This is a genomic window from Pseudomonas sp. FP2254, assembly GCF_030687695.1.
Taxonomy (GTDB): domain Bacteria; phylum Pseudomonadota; class Gammaproteobacteria; order Pseudomonadales; family Pseudomonadaceae; genus Aquipseudomonas; species Aquipseudomonas quebecensis.
The window spans coordinates 3089354-3109487 of sequence record NZ_CP117444.1; the positions used below are offsets into that span (position 1 = coordinate 3089354).

Annotated in this window: 12 protein-coding genes; 3 read left to right on the top strand and 9 right to left on the bottom strand. The window is 63.1% G+C overall.

Annotated features, from left to right (window positions below; genetic code table 11):
* The first annotated feature begins 12 nt into the window (after positions 1-12).
* The gene (locus tag PSH94_RS14130; RefSeq protein ID WP_305434878.1) at positions 13-2568 is read left to right on the top strand and encodes a dermonecrotic toxin domain-containing protein; all 2556 of its coding nucleotides are present in this window, start codon (positions 13-15) and stop codon (positions 2566-2568) included.
* Positions 2504-4879, top strand: a complete 2376-nt coding sequence (locus tag PSH94_RS14135; protein ID WP_305434879.1) for a hypothetical protein — start codon at positions 2504-2506, stop codon at positions 4877-4879. The genes PSH94_RS14130 and PSH94_RS14135 overlap by 65 nt, the downstream gene beginning before the upstream one ends.
* Positions 4880-4919: 40 nt before the next feature.
* Here PSH94_RS14135 and PSH94_RS14140 read toward each other — a convergent pair whose 3' ends face one another.
* Both PSH94_RS14140 and PSH94_RS14145 read right to left on the bottom strand, forming a co-directional pair.
* A complete protein-coding gene (locus PSH94_RS14140; protein ID WP_305434881.1) occupies positions 4920-7295 on the bottom strand; it encodes an RND family transporter in 2376 nt (791 codons plus the stop codon).
* A 15-nt stretch (positions 7296-7310) separates the two neighbouring features.
* Entirely contained in the window at positions 7311-8351 is a 1041-nt protein-coding gene (locus tag PSH94_RS14145) for a YCF48-related protein (RefSeq protein ID WP_305437735.1), read from the bottom strand.
* A 308-nt stretch (positions 8352-8659) separates the two neighbouring features.
* On the opposite strand from PSH94_RS14145, the gene PSH94_RS14150 reads away from it, so the two are divergent.
* Complete coding sequence (locus PSH94_RS14150; RefSeq protein ID WP_305434882.1) at positions 8660-9775, top strand: Gfo/Idh/MocA family protein; 1116 nt, start codon at positions 8660-8662, stop codon at positions 9773-9775.
* A gap of 208 nt (positions 9776-9983) precedes the next feature.
* Here the strand turns inward: PSH94_RS14150 and PSH94_RS14155 are convergent, their stop codons facing one another.
* The 7 genes from PSH94_RS14155 to praB form a co-directional block, all read right to left on the bottom strand.
* Positions 9984-11687 carry an AMP-binding protein gene (locus PSH94_RS14155; protein WP_305434884.1) on the bottom strand — a complete coding sequence of 568 codons (1704 nt, stop codon included), beginning with the start codon at positions 11685-11687 and terminating at the stop codon, positions 9984-9986.
* 31 nt (positions 11688-11718) lie between these two features.
* The gene (locus PSH94_RS14160; RefSeq protein ID WP_181076944.1) at positions 11719-13017 is read right to left on the bottom strand and encodes an acetyl-CoA C-acetyltransferase; all 1299 of its coding nucleotides are present in this window, start codon (positions 13015-13017) and stop codon (positions 11719-11721) included.
* The gene (locus PSH94_RS14165; protein ID WP_285429326.1) at positions 13014-13904 is read right to left on the bottom strand and encodes a MaoC/PaaZ C-terminal domain-containing protein; all 891 of its coding nucleotides are present in this window, start codon (positions 13902-13904) and stop codon (positions 13014-13016) included. The genes PSH94_RS14160 and PSH94_RS14165 overlap by 4 nt, the downstream gene beginning before the upstream one ends.
* A 4-nt stretch (positions 13905-13908) precedes the next feature.
* Positions 13909-15252, bottom strand: a complete 1344-nt coding sequence (locus PSH94_RS14170; RefSeq protein ID WP_305434886.1) for a 3-oxoacyl-ACP reductase — start codon at positions 15250-15252, stop codon at positions 13909-13911.
* Positions 15253-15291: 39 nt separating this feature from the next.
* The gene (locus PSH94_RS14175) at positions 15292-17817 is read right to left on the bottom strand and encodes an acyl-CoA dehydrogenase (protein ID WP_305434888.1); all 2526 of its coding nucleotides are present in this window, start codon (positions 17815-17817) and stop codon (positions 15292-15294) included.
* A 229-nt stretch (positions 17818-18046) separates the two neighbouring features.
* Complete coding sequence (locus PSH94_RS14180) at positions 18047-19501, bottom strand: outer membrane protein transport protein (protein ID WP_181076936.1); 1455 nt, start codon at positions 19499-19501, stop codon at positions 18047-18049.
* 133 nt (positions 19502-19634) lie between these two features.
* Positions 19635-20129 (bottom strand): alkane oxidation protein activator PraB, encoded by a 495-nt coding sequence (praB, locus tag PSH94_RS14185; RefSeq protein WP_181076935.1) that lies wholly within the window; start codon positions 20127-20129, stop codon positions 19635-19637.
* Positions 20130-20134: the final 5 nt, after the last annotated feature.

Here is a 20134-nt window from a genome sequence, read left to right on the forward strand (position 1 = left end):
AAGGACTATTTCATGCCCACTCCAGATACCCGGATCCTGGCGCAAGCCGTACACGCGCAATTTGCCGCGCGACCTACCTTGCGCTCGGTCACCACACAGATGTTGGCCGACAACCTGCGGGATAAATACCCGCCTTTGACCCTGCCCGCCTCCGCCCTCTACCTGGCCCACCCGCGTGACGGCGGCGGCCGCGCCTTGGCGCCGTTGGTGGAGGTCGCGCTGACTTACCTTGCCGACGGCTCACTGCCCGACCTGTCAACGCGCGGCGGCCTCGATGCCTACTTGAGCGACGCCAGCGGAACACGCCTGGTTTATGAGGCGCAAGGCTCGCGCGCGTATGACCTGACCGTTATCCAGGATGCAATCCGGGAGCTGCCCTTGATCCTGCATGTAGGTTTTCAAGAAGCCTTGAGCGTGTTCTGGAGCGAGGACGACGGCAGCGGTAACACGCGCTGGCAATGGCTCGCCGGCGTGTTGCAGGGCGTGTTTCGGGGCTGCACGATCAACCAGCCCGGGACCGACCCCTTGCAACTGCGCACCCTGACCAGCCTGGTCCGCTACCCCGCACGGGAAACCCGCAATCGACAGGCATGGCCCGGCAGCGCCGTGCATGCTTATTGCGTGGAAACGCGCGTGGAACACGACGACGTCACGCTCACGCTACAGGGCAGTGAAATCCTCATCGTCAGCGGCGAACGGGTCTGGCTGTATAGCCTGCCGGGCCAACTGGAAGCCTTTGCCAGCCTGCAAGCCTTTGGCCTGGCATGGGGCGAACGCATGGCGCAACGCTACAGCGCCGAAAAGATCACCTGGCGCCAATACGAACCCGATGGCGACCTGTTCGAGGTGCAAGCGGCGCTGGTGCTCAACCAGCAACTGGAAGACCTTGCCGCGTTCGATCTGCGCGTGCAGACCACGCCAATCGAACTGGCCGCCCGATTGGCCGCGCTCACCGATCCGGCGCCCTTGTTCATTGCGCCTGGGTCGACGCCTGCGCCGTCGCTGGAGGCAGTCCGGGCCGCGCTTCCCGACTGGCTCAAAAACGCCTCGACGGCCGACCGACTGGCCTATCGCCAATGCCTGCTGGAGCAGGCCAGCCTGCAGCGCCTGAACCCTGGCGAACGGTATCTGGACGGCATCGAGACGCTGCGCAGTTTTGCTGCCAAACGCTTGAACCAGCAATTGTGCCGGGGTCGCAATGCCGCCCTGAACCTGGAGGAAACCTGCACCGATGACGCCACGTTGGCCTGGCGCGCCGAAGACTTGCAACTGGTCTTCAAGGTCGCAATCGGTACGCTGCAGGGCGGTTACCTGGAAACGGTGACGATGAGCCTGGTCGACCTGGCCCTGAAAAACCTGGCGGGCAAGCCCAGCGGCAACGTCACCCTGCGCCACCGCGAGAGGCGGGAAATCGAAGCGTGGCTGACCACCGATTACCTGATGCAGATGATCGAACAGGTCGACATTGGTCGCTATTATCCCGCCTATTTGCGCGAACACCTGCTGGACGACAATCCGCAGGCGCAGAAACGCCAGCAATTGTTCATTCAACAATGCCCGGTGCAACTCAAGACCCTGGCACTGGAGTACAAAATCAAGGGTGAAGGCGGACTGACCCGGCGTGGTTTCCAGTGCGTCAGCGCGGTGGTCGAGCCCGTTCGCGCCCAACGCTGCGTCGGCGACGATGAAATCATCATGCGCGTGCTGGCCTTCAGACGAAAACCCGACGCCCACGCCGACGTCGTACAAAACATGTTCATCATCGAGCCGCGCAATGCGGATGCCGGACCGCATGTGCTGTATCGCCCGGCCTACGCTCAGTCACTGCTGGAGTTTGCCAGCCGCGAACAACTGCTCAACGCTATCGCCGCGCCTGGCGAGTTGCAAGACAGCGTCCTGACCTGGTTGCCGGATAACGCCAGGGCGATCTACAGCAACGGTGGTTTTACCGAGCCCCATATCATCCGTTTCAGCCTGGGCTCCGAATCCGACGTATTGCCCGGCGTTCCCAGCCCCGCCACGCTGGCGCCGGCAGACGATCGCAGCGCGGGCGAGATACTGGGTTACCTCAGCAATGGCCGGTTGATGGAGTACCTGTTCGGCAGTGAGGCGCGCCAGTTGGTGGACCTGGCGCAGCGCCAGTCGACGTCCAGCGCGCAAAGTCGCTGGGCGCATCTGCTCGAAGGCGTGCAACTGGGTTTCAACACGCTGCTGGTGGTGATACGCGGGCCGTTGGCCGCCGCCGCGTGGATGCTGCAACTGACGCAGAGCCTTAGCCAGGATCTGCCGGCGCTGCAAAGCGATGACCCGGTTGCCCGAGAGCTGGCCTGGGTCGACGTGCTGTTGAACATCGGCATGCTGCTGGTGCATCAGGGCCAGGCGAGCGAGGCAATGGTAGAAACGGAGCACCGCGCGCAAACCCTCGCCCAGCTGCCGTTACGTCGACGCCTTGGCGACCCCCGTCAGCCACCCTCAAGCGCAAGTGCACTACGCAGGCACCGGCGTGCCTTCCGAGCCGCCCGGCGGAGGGCGCACGCCGCTGGACTTCGACCGCTCCCTGGCCAGTGACAGCGCTTCGGCGCGGCTACTGGAAAAACTGCTGGCGGTCAGCCGGCCCTGGCCAAAGCCTGCGCCCGCTGCCGTCGATATCGGCCCGTTCCAGGGTTTGTACAGGATCGACAGCCTGTGGCATGCCTCGGTGGGCGGCCTGTTGTTTCGCGTCTCGATCGTACCGGGTGTGGGCGAGGTGTTCATCATCCATCCACAAAAAACCGACCACCCCGGCATCAAGCTCAAGACCGATGGCAAAGGTCATTGGACGCTGGATCGAGGCCTGAAACTGCAGGGCGGTGGCCCCAAGCGTATTGCTGCGCTGCGCGAGGAGAATCGTGAGAAAACGCGCCAACTGATCAATCGCGCAGAAGCCCTCAACGCAGAAATCACACCGCAGATGGCTACGCTCAGGGAATCGATGACACGCATGGAAGAGGCTGACCAGGCCCTGGCCAGACAAGGACGCGTGCTGAATGTGGCGTGGAACCTGATGGACCAGGCCGACGTGCAGCAAAGACCGGCCCTGCAGGCCCGGCACACCCAGGAGATGCAACGGCACAGCGCGGCCCGCGCCCAATTCGAAATCCTTATGCAGACCCTGATCGAACGCTTCGAGCACACCTCGCGGTTGCGCCAGGAGGCCATCCAGGTCGGCCGCGACCTGGAAAAGTTCGGCGGCGCCAGGATGCACGTGCAGGAACGCGCCAAGATGCTGAAACTGATCTGGGAGCAGCAATTCGTCATTCACACCTATCTGCGTAACTGGACCAATTCCCTGCTGTACTCAAACCGTGGCGAGCCGATGAGCCACTTGGGAAAACGCATGCTGGTCAGTTACGTTCTTGGCGACCCCACCGCTTATAACGAACATGTCAGCCGCAGCATCGAAATGGCCGATGCACTTGAGCGTATGGGTCAACTCGCCAGTGAGATGGAAACCACCCTCGATCAACTGGAACAGGATTCCGGCGCGGGTCGCGCGATCCGTCAGGATTTCCTGGCGATAATCAATCCGAGCACTTTCTTCAACGAGAACATGCGCCTTAGGGCGCTATCGGCGCTGGCCGGAGTGACGGCCGTCGTTTCCGACAGCCGGTTGCCACCCCAAGAGGCGCTGTACGTCAAGCGCCTCAACAGCCTCGATATTCATCAGGCGGTGCAGTCGCACATCGCCGTGCGCAGCAGCGACGGGTTTCCTCTCGATGAGCAACGCAACGTCTATGAAAGCCTGCTCGGCCATTACAACGAGTACGAGAACGGCATTCAGGCGCTCAAGGCCATCAATCCGCTGCGATTGCCGTCCAGTTCCGAGCGTTTTCTACAAAGCCTGCGGTACGCACAGGCATTGGCGCAAAACGAATTAGAAAGCGTGGTGCGCAAACAGGAGGCCCTGGCGGTCGAATTGCCCCTGTCGAAAACCCTGCGGGCGAAGGCCCCCACCACCAAGGTATTCCGCACCCGCGGGAAAGACTATCTGGTGGGCGATTTCAAACTGACCGATGCACAGGAGGAACAGGTGACCATCACCGACGCCTTCACCACCAGGGCCCTCACTACCTTCAAGAAAAGCGGCGACGGTTGGGCGCAAGTCGTTGAAAAAGACCCGGACGCGCCAGTGACGAGCCCACCTAAAATCGCCTTGGCCACCCTGCGCGAGCAAGGCCGTGGATTGATCAACCAACGAGCCGCCATCGAGCAGGTCATCAGCGCCCAGCAGAGTGAACTCGACGACCCTGTCACCCGCCAGGCCATCAACCCGGCGGACTGGGAGGAGCTGCTGGGCGGCCAGGCCCGTGAACTGGACGCGGTGGCCGACGAACTGGCCCACCATTACCCCGAGGCGTCCACAGACTTGATCGAGGCGTTTCGCGTCAACGCCCGGGACATGCAGCGCAAGGCCGTACAGGTGTGCAGCGCCGCCTACAAGCGGCAGTGGCCGACCCAGGCAGGCATCGAGTACTTATGGCGCAACCAGCAGATCGATATCAACCTGACCAGCCTGGCGGACCCGCAACGGCCGACCCTGCGCGGTGACTTTTTCACCGAGTACGCGGTGTACGACAAGGTCGGCAAGCCACCGAAGGTGTTTTGGTACGCCCACTTCCACTACGCCACGGCGCAGGCGCCGGCCGCCGCGTACACGCGGGCGCATTTGAAATTGCCCGAACAACGCAAGTTCACCCAGAAGGACCTGCTCAAGGAGCATGTGCAGCAGCAGTTGCAGGCACACGGAGAACCTGGCGCGGTGCCGCTGCGCAGCATCGTCTACGCGCTGATCACCCCACCCGTGGACCAGCTGTTCCTGGCCATCGCACCCCGCCCATGAAACGTACGGCCCGTGTTCTGGAGCACGGGCCGCTCAAGGCTCAGTGGGCGAACAGCGAATTGCCCTTCTGCCCGGCCAGCTTTTCCGGTTTGATCAGGAAGCGCGCCAGGGCCGGCAGCAGCCACAACGCGCCGAACATGTTCCACAGCAGCATGAACGTGAGCATCAGGCCCATGTCAGCCTGGAACTTGATCGCCGAGAAAATCCAGGTACACACGCCGATCGCCAGGCACAGGCCGGTGAACAGCACGGCTTTGCCGGTGGACTTGAGCGTCTGGTAATAGGCTTCCTGCAGCGGCAGGCCCGCGCGCAGGAAGCTTTCCAGGCGGCTGTAGATGTAGATGCCGTAATCCACGCCGATCCCGACGCCCAACGCCACCACCGGCAGGGTCGCGACCTTGACGCCGATGCCCATGAACGCCATCAGCGCGTTGCCCAGCACCGAGGTCAACACCAGCGGCAGCACGATGCACAGGGTGGCCGCCCAGGAACGGAAGGTGATCATGCACATGGTCGCCACGCACAGGTACACCAGGATCAGGATGGTCAGCTCCGACTCCTTGATCACCTCGTTGGTGGCCGCTTCGATGCCGGCGTTACCGGCGGCCAGGATAAATTCCAGGCCGTCCTTGTTGTTTTCCCTGGCGAATTCCTGCACCGCATGCACCGCGCGGTCGAGGGTCTCGGCCTTGTGGTCGTTGAGGAACACCAGCACCGGCGCGAGGGAACAATTGTTGTTGTACAGGCCGTCGGCGCGGGCGATGGAGTTGTTCAGCACATCGGGGTTGCGCGACAGGGTTTCCCATTTCAGGTTGCCCTCGTTCATGCCCTTGATCATTTGCTTGGACACGGTGACCAGCGAGATCGCCGACTGCACGCCCTCGGTGTTCTGCATCTTCCACATCAACTGGTCGATGGGCGCCATGGCTTCATAGCGCGAGCAGCCTTCGGCCTTGGTCTTGACCATCACCACCAGCACGTCGGAGCTGGTGGAGTAGTTGCTGATGATGAAGTTGTTGTCTTTGTTGTAACGCGAGTCCGGGCGCAGTTCCGGCGCGCCCTGGTCGAGGTCGCCGATCTTCAGGTGCTGGCTGTACCAGAGGCCGCCGCCGAAAGCGACCAGGGCCAGCAGGATCGAGACCGGCGCGACTTTGGCACTGGCGAACCTGGACAGCAGGCGCCAGAAACGATGCTCACGATGCGCATCCTTTTTACTGCGCTCGATGGCGCGCTTGCTGATGCCGACGTAGGAAATCGCCACCGGCAACAGGATCAGGTTGGTGAACACGATCACCGCCACGCCGATGGAGGCGCCGATGGCCAACTCGCGGATCACGCCGATGTCGATGATCAGCAGGGTGATAAAGCCCACGGCGTCGGCGAGAATGGCGATCATGCCCGGCAGGAACAACTGGCGGAACGTGCGGCGCGCGGCGGTCAGGGCGTTGTCGGCGTCGCTCGATTGCAGGGCGATGCCGTTGATCTTTTGCACGCCGTGGGAAATACCGATGGCGAAGATCAGGAACGGCACCAGCATCGAGTAAGGGTCCAGCCCGAAGCCCACCGCATGCATCAACCCCAGCTGCCAGACCACCGCCACCAGGGTGGTGATCAGCACGGCGATGGTGCTGCGGATACACCAGGTGAACCAGTACAGCAGCACCAGGGTGATCATGAAGGCGATACCGAAGAACAGCACGACCATGATCAGGCCGTCGATCAGGTCGCCGACCTTCTTGGCAAAGCCAACGATATGGATTTTCACGTTGGGGTTTTGCGCTTCGAACTTGGTGCGGATCTTGTCTTCAAGCTCGTGGGAAAACTTCTGGTAATCCAGGGCGAGCAACTTGCCCTGGTCCTGCGGGTCCGGGTACGACTCCAACAGCGGAATATCGACGATGCTCGACTTGAAATCGTTGGCCACCAGGCGCCCGACCTGGCCGGACTTAAGCACGTTGTTGCGCAGTTGATCGAGGCTTTGCGGCGAGCCGTTGTAGCTCTGCGGGATCACCTCACCACCGGCGAAGCCTTCTTCGGTCACTTCGGTCCAGCGCACGCTGGGGCTCCACAGCGACTTGAGGCCCGAGCGGTCGACGCCGGAGATATAGAACACCTCGTCGTTGATCTGCCGCAGAGTCTCCATGTACTCCTTAGTGAAAATGTCACCGTCCTTGGCTTCCACCGAGATACGCACCGTGTTGCCCAGGTTGGCCAGGTCGTTGCGATGCTCCATCATTTTTTCGATGAAGGGGTGCTTGAGGGGGATCATTTTTTCGAAGCTGGTGGACGGGCGAATCAACGTCGCCTGCCAGAACAAGAACACACTCACCAGCAGGCAGATCACGATCACCGCCGGGCGATTATTGAAGATCAGGCGCTCAAGAAAGGTCGCTTTATCGTTGTGATGACTGCTCATGCTTTCTCTGCCTTCTTATTGTTTTTCGAGTTCGGCGCCCGTTGGCCTGGCGACGCGAACGCCGCCCTGCCCGGCCAGAATCAGGTTGCCATTGCCTGCGGCGGTCACCGCCGAGAGGGAGATGCGGTCCGGGCGGTTGAACACGCTGAAGGTCTGGCCGTCGTCGTGGCTGACCACCACGCTGCCGCCGTTGCCGACCACCACCAGCGAGCCATCCTCCAGCAAGGTGGCGCCCGACAGACCGAACTCCAGGGCGCCGCGCGCGGCGTTGAGCTCGACCTGCTCCCACGTGCCGCCGAAATCCGTGGAGCGGTAAAGGTTGCCGCGCAAGCCGTAGGCCAGCAGGGTTTGAGGTTGTGCGGTGCCGATCACGCCAAACAGCGAGCCCTCGTAGGGACCTTCGAGTTTTTCCCAGGTCTGGCCGTCGTCGCTGGAACGGAACATGCTGCCCTGCTCGCCGACGATAAACAGCCCGGCGTCCTTGATGGCGGCGATGGCGTTGAGGTGGAACTGGTCTTCGTTGTCGAGGCGGTCGCTGACGTCTTCCCAGCTGTTGCCGCCGTCGTTGGTTTCCAGCAGCGCACCGTAAGCGCCGACGGCCAGGCCGTGGCTGGCGTCCTTGAACCACACGTCGAGCAACGGCGCTTCGCGCTTGAGGTCTTGATACTGCTGGGTCCAGGTGGCGCCGCCGTCGCTGCTGGCGAGGATCTGCGCATCGTGGCCGACGGCCCAGCCGTGTTTGTCATCGACGAAAAATACAGCGGTAAGCAGTTGCCGGGTGGGGACCTTGGCCTGGGCCCAGGTGGCGCCCTGGTCATCGGAATAGAGGATATGCCCGCGATCACCGACCGCCACCAGGCGCTTGCCGGCGTGGACTACGTCGATCATCAGGCCTTTGGCGGCCTTGGGGGATTCAATCGCAAACACCGCGGCGGCGGGGGTATCGCTGGCGGCCTGGACGGCGGTCGACAACGCGACAGCCCCAAACAGCGAGAGCGCTGTGGCCAGCAACGCAACCCTGCGTGCGGCGCGTGGGCGGCAGACAACCCAACCCATGACAGGCTCACTCATAGACCTTTCTCCCATTTATTATTGTTAGGTCTTGCCATCCCGGGCTCTGAAACCTGCAATCTAGAGCGCCTGGAGGAAGCAGGGGCCATCCTATCGGGCTTTGGAATCGTCTGACAATCAGCGCTACGTTATCTTTTGTTAACTGGCGGCGTTTGGCCATGTGGTGAATATGGCCGCATTCGTCAGGCTGATTGTGCCGGGCTATCTGAATTTTTATTCCATCTATTGAATTATGAGAATTTTTATTCCATTAATAGCCGCTCTCACAACAATAATCCAAAGGATCAAAGGCTATGCGCGAACTCGGAATCGGCCTGATCGGCACAGGCTTCATGGGCCGTGCCCACGCCCTGGCGTTCAATAACGCCCGGGCGGTATTCGAACTGCCGGTGCACCTCAAGCTGGCCGCCCTGGCCGACGCCGACACCGAGCGTGCGCAGCGCTGCGCCCACGCCTGGGGCTTTGCCAAGGCCCATGGCGATTGGCAGGCGCTGATCGAAGACCCGACCGTGGATGTCGTGGCTATCACCACACCTAACCATTTGCATTACCCCATGGCCATGGCCGCGATTGCCGCCGGTAAAGCGGTGTACTGCGAAAAACCCCTGGCCGTCAGCCTTGAACAGGCCGACGCCATGCGCCGTGCAGCGAGCACCGCCGGGGTGGTGACGCGGGTCGGTTACAACTATCAACACAACCCCATGATCGGCCTGGCGCGGCAGATGATCGCCAATGGCGAGCTGGGCGAGATCATCAGTTTCCAGGGTGAATTCAGCGAAGACTTTATGGCCGACCCGCAGTCGCCGTGGTCATGGCGCTGCGAAGTGGAACACGCCGGCGGCGCCCTGGCGGACCTGGGCAGCCACGTGTTGTCGATGGCGCGTTACCTGGTGGGCGAAGTGGCTAGCGTGTGCGCCGACACCCAGACCGTCCACCGCCAACGCCCTGCGGTCACCGGCAGCGCCGAACGCAAAGTCATCGCGGTGGACGACCAGGTGCATGCCCTGCTGCGCTTCACCAATGGCGCACGCGGCACGGTGAGCAGCAGTTGGCTCAAGCACGGTTATAAGAACCATCTGAGTGTCGAGATCAGCGGCACACAGGGCACATTGGCGTTCGATCAGGAACGTTTGAACGAACTGCGCCTGTGCCGCGTCGGCCAGGAAGGTTTCCAGCGCCTGCTGGCCGGCCCCGCCCTGCCCGGTTACGCCGCCTTCAGCCCGGCGGCGGGGCACCAACTGGGCTACAACGAATTGAAGACACTGGAAGTGCACGAGCTGCTCATGGCCGTGGCCGGCCAGGGCGCGGACGGCACTGACTTTGAAGCGGCGTGGGCCGTGGAGCGGCTGGCGACCGCGATTCGCCTGGCGGCCCGCGAGGAACGCTGGGTCAACGTAAACGCGGTCTGACACTCCACGCAAACCCTAAAGACTGACAAATAATTCTGTGGTGAGCAGGCTTGCTGTGGTGAGCAGGCTTGCCCTGCGCTGGGCTGCGAAGCGGCCCCACACCCAGGCACCTCGGAGTGTCAGCTGAAACCACATCGCCTGGAATAGCTATCAAAGGTGGGAGGGGGCTTGCCCCCTCCCACCTTTAGATCAGCTGCATACATTTACATCAGCGCAACGCGCGGCGCAGGACTTTGCCCACGGTGGTCTTGGGCAGTTCGGTAGTACGGAATTCCACGTAACGCGGCACTTTGTAACCGGTCAGGTATTCCCGGCAGTGGGCGAGTATTTGCTCCTGGGTCAGGCTCGGGTCCTTGCGCACCACGATAATCTTGACCTTCTCCCCGGTCACGCCGTCCTCCACGCCAATCGCCGCCACTTCGGCCACGCCGGGGTGCAGGGCCACCACGTCTTCGATTTCGTTGGGGTACACGTTGAAGCCTGAGACCAGGATCATGTCTTTTTTACGATCCACCAGGCGGATATAGCCACGTTCGTCCATCACGCCGATATCGCCGGTGGCCAGCCAGCCTTCGGCATCCAGCACTTCGGCGGTTTCCCTGGGGCGTTTCCAGTAGCCCTGCATCACCTGTGGGCCGCGCACTTGCAGCTCACCCTGCTCGCCGATGTCGGCCAATTCGCCGTCCTCGCGCATAAAACGCACCCAAGTGGACGGCAACGGCACGCCGATGCTGCCGGTGAAGTCCATCTCGCGCATGCGCGAAATATCGATGGGGCTGATGCTCACCACCGGCGAGCACTCGGTGAGGCCATAGCCTTCGATGATCGGCAGCCCGGTGACTTCCTTCCAGCGCTTGGCCACAGCGGTGTGCGTGGCCATGCCGCCGGCGATGACCATGCGCAGGTCGGAGAAGTCCCGCGCGCAGAATTCCGGGTTTTCCAGCAACCCATTGAACAGTGTGTTGACCCCGGCAATCCCGTTGAAACGCTCCTTGCGCAGGATCATCTGCACCCGCTTCACATCCCGAGGGTTGGCGATCAGGATATTGCGCCCGCCCAGGCACATAAACATCAGGCAGTTCACCGTAAGAGAAAAGATGTGATACAGCGGCAGCAAGGTCACGTTGGTTTCCTGCTTGTCCTGATCCAACTGGTCGCCGACCCACGCCTTGGCCTGCAACAGGTTGGCGATGATGTTGCGATGGCTGAGCATCACGCCTTTGGCATCGCCGGTGGTGCCGCCGGTGTACTGCAGAAACGCCAGGTCATCCAGATGCATGGCCACTGGCTGCGGGTCAAGCGCCCTGCCCTGTTGCAGCGTCCGGTTGAAGCGCACCGAGCCACGCAAGTTAAAGGCCGGCACCTGCTTTTGTACGCGGCGCAGGATGAAGTTCATGGCGGCGCCCTTGAAGGTGCCGAGCAGGTCGCCGATGGCCGCGATCACCACGCGTTTGACGCTGCTGCCTTCGATGACTTTTTCCAGGGTGTGGGCGAAGTTTTCGAAGATCACCACGGTTTCGGCGCCACTGTCCTTGAGCAGATGTTTGAGCTCATGGGCGGTGTACAGCGGGTTGACGTTGACCACCACCGCTCCCGCCAGGATTGTGCCGAGCAGGCAGATCGGGTACTGCAAGCAGTTGGGCATCATCAGTGCCACGCGGTCGCCGCGCTGTACGCCCTGGGCCTGCAGCCAGGCAGCAAAGGCAAAGCCTTGCACCTGCCAGTCGGCGTAGGTCATTTCGGTGCCGATGCTGACGTAGGCGACGCGCTCGCGGAATTTTTCCAGGTGCTCCAGGAACACCTCGCGCAGTGAGGGGTAGCCCTCGATGCCGGCGTCGATATCGGCCGGGACGCCGGGCAGATAAGCGTCCAACCAGATGCGTTCGCGTTGTTCCAGGCTGATAGCGTTCATGGCGGTTTCCTTGTTGTTGTTTTTAACAGCGCTATTTTTCGACGATGGCGGTAATGCCCAGCCCGCCCGCGGCGCAGATCGAAATCAGGCCGCGGCCGCCGCCGCGCTCATGGATCGCCTTGGCCAGCGCCGCCAACTGCCGACCGCCGGTGGCGGCGAACGGATGACCGCAGCCGAGGGAGCCGCCGTTGACATTCATTTTGGCCCGGTCGATCGCCCCCAGCGGTGCCGCCAAGCCTAGCCGCTCGCGGCAGTAGTCGGGGTCTTCCCAGGCTTTGAGCGTACACAGCACCTGGGCGGCGAACGCTTCGTGGATCTCGAACAAATCGAAGTCGGCAAAGCTCAAGCCTTCACGTTGCAACATGCGCGGCACCGCATAGGCAGGCGCCATCAACAAGCCTTCGCTGCCGTCGACAAAATTGACCGCTGCCGTCTCGCCGGTACGCAAGTAAGCCAGCACCGGCCAACCGTGCTCGGCGGCCCAGGCTTCGCTGGCCAGCAGCACCACCGAGGCGCCATCGGTCAGCGGCGTGGAATTGCCGGCGGTGAGCGTGCCGCTCTGGCGGTCATAGGCGGGGGACAGGCCGGCGAGCCTCTCCAGGCTGGCGTCGGCACGCAGGTTATTATCCCGGGCCAGGCCGCGATGGGGGCTGATCAGGTCGTCGAAGAAGCCGCGCTGGTACGCCGCCGCGAGGCGCTGATGGCTGGTGAGGGTCAATTCATCCTGGGCCAGGCGTTTGATCTGCCAGCGCTTGGCCATTTCTTCGCAGTGCTCGCCCATGGACAGGCCGGTGCGCGGCTCACCGTTGCGCGGCAGCAGCGGCTTGAAAAACATCGACGGACGGACCTTAAGCAACGCCTTCAATTGGTTACCCATGCCCTTGGCGCGATTGGCCGCGAGCAAGGTGTGACGCAGGGACTCGTTGATGCCGATGGGCGCATCGGAGGTCGTGTCGGCGCCCCCGGCGATGCCCGCTTCGATCTGACCCAGGGCAATTTTATTGGCCACCAGCAACGCCGCTTCCAGCCCCGTGCCGCAGGCTTGCTGCACGTCGTAGGCGGGCGTTTCGGGCGACAGCGTGGTGGACAGCAACGACTCGCGCGCCAGGTTGAAATCCCGCGAATGCTTGATCACCGCGCCGGCGGCGAACTCGCCCAGGCGCTGGCCATGCAGGTTGTAGCGGTCCACCAGACCTTGCAGCGCCGCCACCAGCAAATCCTGATTGCTGTCGTGGGCGTACACGGTGTTGGAGCGCGCGAAGGGAATACGGTTGCCGCCGATAATCGCCACGCGGCGGGTCGGCGCCGGGTTGAAGCTGTAGTGACTCATTGCAGGTTCTCATTGAAGGACAGCAGGCCGCGCAGATGGGGTTTGTCGCCCGCACCGTTGCGCACTTCGAAAGCGCGACGCGGGCCGCTGGAAGGTGGATTCCACAGCGCGACCTGGCCAGGCAGCAGGATCGGCAACTTGAATTCGCATCGCACCTCGGCGCGCTCCAGGCCACCCGGCGGTTGCTGGGCGGCGAGCGCGCGGCCCAGGGTCCACATGCCATGGGCGATGGCGCGGCGAAAGCCGAACAGCCTGGCGCCGATGACCGAGGTGTGGATCGGGTTGAAATCCCCAGACACCTTGGCAAAACGCCGGCCCAGGTCGGCCGGCAACAGCCACTTCTGGGTACGGACCCAGCTGTCTGAAGCCACGCCCAGCGCGTCCACCCAAGGTTCGCCGACCGGGTCCGCCACGCCCCGGCGCAGGTACAGGCTATCGCCCTCCCACACCAGCGCGCCCGCGCTGTAGGCGCGAGTGGCGATGCTCAGAGCCTGCCCTTTAGGGTGAGCGACCCAGCGCTCGGCATACACCTCCAGCCGCAACGCCTGGCCTTCCCGCAGGCGTTGGTACTGCCGAATGCGGTTAGCCAGGTGCACCATGCCGCTGGCCGGGTACGGGAAACTGGGGCGGGTCAACAACATCAAGTGCAAAGGAAAGGCCAGCACATGGGGATAGGTCAACGGCACGCCCTGCTCGCGGCGAAAACCGCAGGCGCGGCCATACGCGGCGATACCCTCAGCCGACAGCTCCACCGCCGGGCGCACCAGGCGCGCCTTGGGCAGCAGCGGCGCGCCGTCCAGCTTGGGTTTGCGCAGTGCGCGCATACCATCCAGCAGCAGGCGCGTGCGTGACGGCGGTGGGTCGATGATTTGCGTCAGGTCGTCCATGGCATCAGGCTCCCAACAGGCTTTGGCCGCACACGCGCACCACTTGGCCGTTAACCCCGCCCGACGCCGGATGGGCCAGCCAGCCGATGGTTTCGGCCACGTCGATCGGCTGCCCACCCTGGGACAGCGAATTCATGCGCCGCCCTGCCTCGCGGATCATCAAGGGGATGCGGGCCGTCATCTGCGTCTCGATAAAGCCTGGCGCCACGGCATTGACCGTAACCTGCTGAGTCGCCGCGCGCGGCGCCAGCCCTTGTACCAGGCCGATCACACCGGCCTTGGAGGTGGCGTAGTTGCTTTGCCCGAGGTTGCCGGCGATGCCGGAAATCGACGACACGCAGACAATGCGGCCGCCGGGGTTGAGGCCTTCGCACTCCAGCAACGCGTTGCTCAAGCACAGCGGCGCCTGCAGGTTGACCGCCAGCACACTCTGCCACGCCGATTCGTTCATCTTGGCGATGGTTTTGTCGCGGGTAATCCCGGCGTTGTGCACCACCACATCGAAGGCGCCGTATTGGCTGACATGGGCCTGCAACAGCGAGGCGGCGTCGGGCGCGGTGATATCCAGCGGCAATGCCGAACCGTTCACTGCGCCGGCGGCCTGCTGCAGGGCATCGTGGGCCTGAGGCACGTCCACACAGACCACATGCGCGCCGTCGCGAGCCAGCACCTGAGCGATGGCCAGGCCGATACCACGGGACGCGCCGGTGACCAGCGCGCGGCGGCCGGCGAAGGGTTTGTCCCAGTCGACCGTGACGTGGCCGTCCACCGGCGCGTGTACGCGCACCACTTGCCCCGACACATAGGCCGATCGGCGCGACAGGAAAAACCGCAGGCTGCTGTCCAGCGCGTTCTCAGCGCCCGGTGCCACGTACAGCAACTGCACGGTGATAGCCCGGCGCAGCTCCTTGGCCAGGGACCGCACCAAACCTTCGAGGGCGCGCTGGGCGACGGCCTGGGGCAGATCCGCGCAGTGCTCCGGCGCCGTGCCGAGCACCACCACCCGCGCGTGCTGACCGAGGCGTCTGGCGTTGCAGTGGAAGAACCGGTACAGCTCGTCGAGTTGCTCCAGGCTGGCAAGCCCGCTGGCATCGAATACCGCGCCTTGCACCTTGACCGTAGACGGCGCGTTGAGTGTCGCCGGGGTGGCGGCAACTGTGTCGGTGTCGCTGAAAACCCGTTGCACCTGGGTCATCAGGCGCCCTGCCCCGGCGACAATCACCGGGTTCACCAGACTTTGCTGGCCGCTGCGATGACGCTGCAACGGCAAGGGCTGCGGCAAGCCCGCCGCCTGTGCCAGGCGACGGCCCCAAGGCGAATTGACGAAGGTTAGGTAGCTGTCACTCATATCAGCAATCACTCTCAACACATTCTGATCGGGTTTTTCCTAGTTGACCGAGGCGTTTTCGCCCTGAGCCGTACGACGCTTGGTGGTCGGCTCCAGCGCCTGCTTGCGCTGCTGCAACGCCTCCAGCAATCCGAAGTCCTGGGGGAAGTCATCCACCTGGATGCCGTGATCGGCGTATTCCACGTAGCGGGCGAGCAAGGTCTCCTCATCGTCGCTGATCAGGTCCAGCGCCCGGGCCTTGACGCGCCAGGTGGCAAAGGCCGTGGCGGAGATCGGCAGCGGGTCGAGCACGCCTTGCTTGATCGCGGGCTTGAGCCGGGCGTCGATCAGCTCCACCTGGGGCAGCAAACGGAAGCCCAGTTCGCCATAAGCCAACTTGTCGATTTCCGGGCGCGGGATGTAGGAATCGGCCAGCAAGCGGTCGCGGGTGGCGCCGGGGGTCTGTACCGCGTCGGCGACGTCGGCCAACAGGCGGTCCGACGGTTTGCGCAAGGGCAGACCGAACGGAAAACTCAAGGCCCGCATCACCCGCGCAGCGGTTTTGGAGGGGTAATTGTCGAGCACTTCGGCCAGGGCTTCATGGGCGCGCAGCAGCGCGTCCTGGGCCGACCAATGCACCAGCGGCAGGTCCGCCTGGGGGCGGCCATCGTCCTCAAATCGTTTAAGCACGCAGGACAGGATATACAACTGTGACAGCACGTCCCCCAGGCGCCCGGTGAGGCTTTCCTTGCGCTTGAGCGCACCGCCCAGCACGCCCATGGAAACGTCCGAGATCAGCGCCAACACCACCGACAGCCGATTGGCCTGGCGGTAGTAGGACGCCAGCGCAGGGTCGGTCTTGGCCGGTACGGAAATCAGCCGGCCGCCGGTCAGCCCATGTACCGCCGCGCGCACGGTATTGGCCAACACAAAACTCACGTGACCGAACATGGCGCTGTCGAACGCTTCCAGCGCTTGGCGCCGGTCCGGGTTGCGCGCCGCTTCCATCTCGCGGAACACATAGGGATGGCAACGGATCAGGCCCTGGCCAAAGATGATCAGGCAGCGCGTCATGATGTTCGCGCCTTCCACGGTGATGGCGATGGGGCTTTGCTGGTAGGCACGGGCCAGGAAGTTATTGGGGCCCATGCAGATGCCTTTGCCGGCGACGATGTCCATGCCGTCGTTGACGATCATCCGGGCCCGCTCGGTGACGTGGTACTTGGCGATGGCCGAGATCACCGACGGCTTTTCGCCGGCGTCCAGGGACGCCACCGAGACCTTGCGCACCGCGTCGCAGGCGTACAAATGCCCGGCCATGCGCGCCAGCGGTGCCTGCACCCCTTCGAACTTGCCGATGGGCAGGCCGAACTGTTTGCGCATGGCCGCGTAGGCCGAGGTGCCCCGCACCGCGACCTTGCCCAGGCCGACATTGGCCGAAGGCAGGGAAATCGCACGACCGGCGGCCAGGCACTCCATCAACATGCGCCAGCCGTTGCCGACCTGCTCGCGGCCGCCGATCACCCAGTCCAGTGGGATAAATACGTCTTTGCCGGTGGTCGGGCCGTTCTGAAACACCGCGTTGAGCGGCCAGTGCCGCCGGCCGCTGTTGACGCCGGGGTGGGAGGTGGGAATCAACGCGCAGGTGATGCCTAGCGCGCCGGGCCTGCCGAGCAGGCCGTCCGGGTCTTCGGCGCGGAACGCCAGGCCCAGCACCGTGGCGATCGGGCCGAGGGTGATGTAGCGCTTGTCCCAGGTCACCCGCAGGCCCAGCACTTCCTGCCCGTCATGCTGGCCCTTGCAGACGATGCCCACATCGGGAATCGCCCCGGCGTCGGAACCGGCGTAGGGGCTGGTCAGGGCGAAGCACGGGATGTCTTCGCCACGGGCCAGGCGCGGCAGGTAGTAATTGCGCTGGGCATCGGTGCCGTAGTGCAACAACAGTTCGGCCGGACCGAGCGAGTTGGGCACCATCACCGAAATGGCCGCCGCCGAACAGCGCGTGGAGAGCTTCATCACCACTTGGGAGTGGGCGTAGTGGGAGAAGCCTTTGCCGCCGTATTGCTTGGGAATGATCATGCCGAGGAAGCCGGCGCTCTTGGTGTACTGCCAGCCCTCGGGGGACATGTCCTGCCAGACCTGGGTGGTTTCCCAGTCGTTGGCGATGTCGCACAGGGTTTCCACTTCGTTATCCAGAAACGCCTGTTCCTCGGCACTGAGACTGGCCGGCGCGGCCTGCAGCAGGCGCCGCCAGTCGGGTTTACCGCTGAACAACTCGGCATCCCACCACACGGTGCCGGACTCGATGGCCGCGCGTTCCGTGTCGGACATGGCCGGCATGATCGTGCGAAACAGGCCGAGCGCCCTGCTGCTTAGCAGCGCGCGCCGCAAGGGTTTTATCGTCATCAGCAGCGCGGGAGCCACCACCAGCAGCACCGCAACGCTGACGCCAAGGCCAGCGACCACGCCGAACAGGTAAGCGAGCGCCAGCCACACCAGGCTGACCCCCAGCCATTGGGCTGCCGCCGCTTGTCGATACGCCAGGGCAAGCGCTGCTACGAAACCCGCCAATAACCAGATAACCATGGGAGACCTCTACTCGATTCAGGGCACGACACCTATGCAAGTCGCGCAAGCACGACAGCGGCGTAAAGCCACACTACAAACGGGAAGATACAAATTCAAATTTTGTTTTGAAATTTTTATTTAATGCCTGGGCGAAAAATAACGGCTGAGCGGACTCAGCCGGGTTGCACGAAAAAATCACCGGCAAGGCAGCCAGATGCGCTGGCTGCTCCCGCCCTTCAACGTACGGTTAGAACGCGTAGGTCGCCGACACGCTGACCACATCGCCCGACGATTCGGCTTTACCGTCGAGTCGCGCGCCGCCCAGGCGATCCACGTTCTGGGTCTTGAGCTTGACCTCCTGCACGAACTGGTGGGAATACGCCAAGTCCAGGCTCAGGCCCTTGACGGCTTTGACATCGTAGCCGGCGCCCAATGACAGGAACGTACGATCGCCATCCGGAATGCGCGGGTCGCGGGTCGAATTGCGGGTCGGCGTCTGGTCTAGAGCAACACCGGCGCGCAGGGTCAGTTCGTCGGTCAACCGATAGTCGCCGCCCAGGGAATACATCCAGGTGTTCTTGTAGTTGTAGGGAATGGAGACAACGGTGGTGCCGCCAGACTCAAGGGTCAGGTCCTTGAACGATGACCACTCGGTCCAGGTGACGCTCGCCCCCAGGGTCAAACGGTCATTGAACTGGTGTACCCAGTCCAGGCCCGCCGTGGCGGGGATGTCCAACTGGACGCTGGCATGGGCGCCGTTCGGGTACAGTTCAAGCCCTGGATAAGCGGTGTTGACCAGCGTACCGGTGCCGCCGAACGGGCTCGGCTGAGTCATCAGGTTGTTGGAGAACTGGTCGGCGCGGACGGTGTATTTGCCGGTCATCTTGTTCTTGATCTTGGCATGATAATTCAAGCCCAGCGTGTCGCGGTCCGTGGGTTTCCACACGAGCCCGGTAAACCAGCCGGTCGAGATATTATCGACTTTGACCCGCATCAGGGCGCTGCCCACATCCGACGGGAAGTTGATGCCACCCAAGACTGAATCGGACACTGCCGCGGCGGACAGCAGGTCGACGTTTTGACTGACGAAGCCCTTGCTGTGCTGCACGATCAATCCCCCGCCGAGGGAAAACTGATCGTTGACCTTGAAGGACAGGGAGCCGGTGAGCCCCACCGTTTCAATCTTGGTGTCCACGGCAAAATCGCGCAGTTTCGAATTTTCATCCCAGGTGGAGCGCATGCCCTGCGGCACGACCTGGCTCAAGCCGAACGCGAACCGGTCTCCGAGGGGCATGACCATAAAACCGGTGGGCAGCCACGCGGTAAAGCCGCCCTCGCCGCCGTCGTTGTTATTCGGCGTGGCGGCTGCCACGTCAGGAAAACCGTTGGCGTCCAGCGGCGTGCTGGAAACGGGGTTGCCGGCGTAATCGAAGGCATCGCCCTTGTACTTGATCTTGATGCGCGCATAGTCGACGGTAAGCTGCGCGACGTTGTGTTCGACGAAGGCCATGGCCGCCGGGTTGTTGTAGGCGGAGCTGGGGTCATTCTTGAACAGCGAACCGCCGGCAAAGGCCCTGCCCCAGCCTGGCGCGCCGTAAGTGGGGGTTGAAAAGCCGCCGGCCTGAACAGGCGCGGCCACTACCACGCCGCCTATCAACGCCAGCCCCAGCAAAACCTGCACATGTTGTTTCTTATTATTCATGCGGCACTCCTTATTGTTATCGCTCCGAGCCGGCCCTGCCGGTTCGTCCTGCTGCCTGGCCCAGCCTGAACCGGCGCCCGGTAAAGGCGCCGGTTTTTCCACGGGTGATCAGCCCTTCGTTCTCAACCGGCGATCAAGGCACGATGGTCAGTGCCGGGCTTGGGGTCACGCTCAGGCTGGCGACCGTGCAGTTGCCGCTCAGGGTCTGGTTGGTCGCCGTGAGCACACCACCGCTGTAGCCCACGGTGATGGTGGACGGGCCGCAATTGGAAGCCGGGTACAGAATCGAAGCGGCGATGGTATAGCCGACGTTGGTCACGGTACCCGCCGTTGGGCCGGTGGCGGTGAGGGTCCACGGCAGGCCGGTGATTTTCGGCAATGCGCAAAGACCGCCACCGGTGACCGCCACGCCGGTGATTTTGGCAACGCCGGTGGCGTCGACATTACCGGTGAAGGTGGCGCCACAGTTGACGGTTGCCTGGAAAGAAGACGGCGATTTCACCGAAATCGTCCCAGGTGCGGTAAAGCTGGTATTGACCGGGGCGATGCTATACGCGTTCGCCATCGACGCAGCACCCATGCAGACAGCCAGAGCAGACAACGATACGAGGGTTTTCAAGCTTTTCATTGTTT

Coding starts and splice junctions, on each gene's coding strand:
- PSH94_RS14130 (WP_305434878.1), top strand. CDS start 13: ATGCCCACTCCAGATACCCGGATCCTGGCGCAAGCCGTACACGCGCAA.
- PSH94_RS14140 (WP_305434881.1), bottom strand. CDS start 7,295: ATGAGCAGTCATCACAACGATAAAGCGACCTTTCTTGAGCGCCTGATC.
- PSH94_RS14145 (WP_305437735.1), bottom strand. CDS start 8,351: ATGGGTTGGGTTGTCTGCCGCCCACGCGCCGCACGCAGGGTTGCGTTG.
- PSH94_RS14150 (WP_305434882.1), top strand. CDS start 8,660: ATGCGCGAACTCGGAATCGGCCTGATCGGCACAGGCTTCATGGGCCGT.
- PSH94_RS14155 (WP_305434884.1), bottom strand. CDS start 11,687: ATGAACGCTATCAGCCTGGAACAACGCGAACGCATCTGGTTGGACGCT.
- PSH94_RS14160 (WP_181076944.1), bottom strand. CDS start 13,017: ATGAGTCACTACAGCTTCAACCCGGCGCCGACCCGCCGCGTGGCGATT.
- PSH94_RS14165 (WP_285429326.1), bottom strand. CDS start 13,904: ATGGACGACCTGACGCAAATCATCGACCCACCGCCGTCACGCACGCGC.
- PSH94_RS14170 (WP_305434886.1), bottom strand. CDS start 15,252: ATGAGTGACAGCTACCTAACCTTCGTCAATTCGCCTTGGGGCCGTCGC.
- PSH94_RS14175 (WP_305434888.1), bottom strand. CDS start 17,817: ATGGTTATCTGGTTATTGGCGGGTTTCGTAGCAGCGCTTGCCCTGGCG.
- PSH94_RS14180 (WP_181076936.1), bottom strand. CDS start 19,501: ATGAATAATAAGAAACAACATGTGCAGGTTTTGCTGGGGCTGGCGTTG.
- praB (WP_181076935.1), bottom strand. CDS start 20,129: ATGAAAAGCTTGAAAACCCTCGTATCGTTGTCTGCTCTGGCTGTCTGC.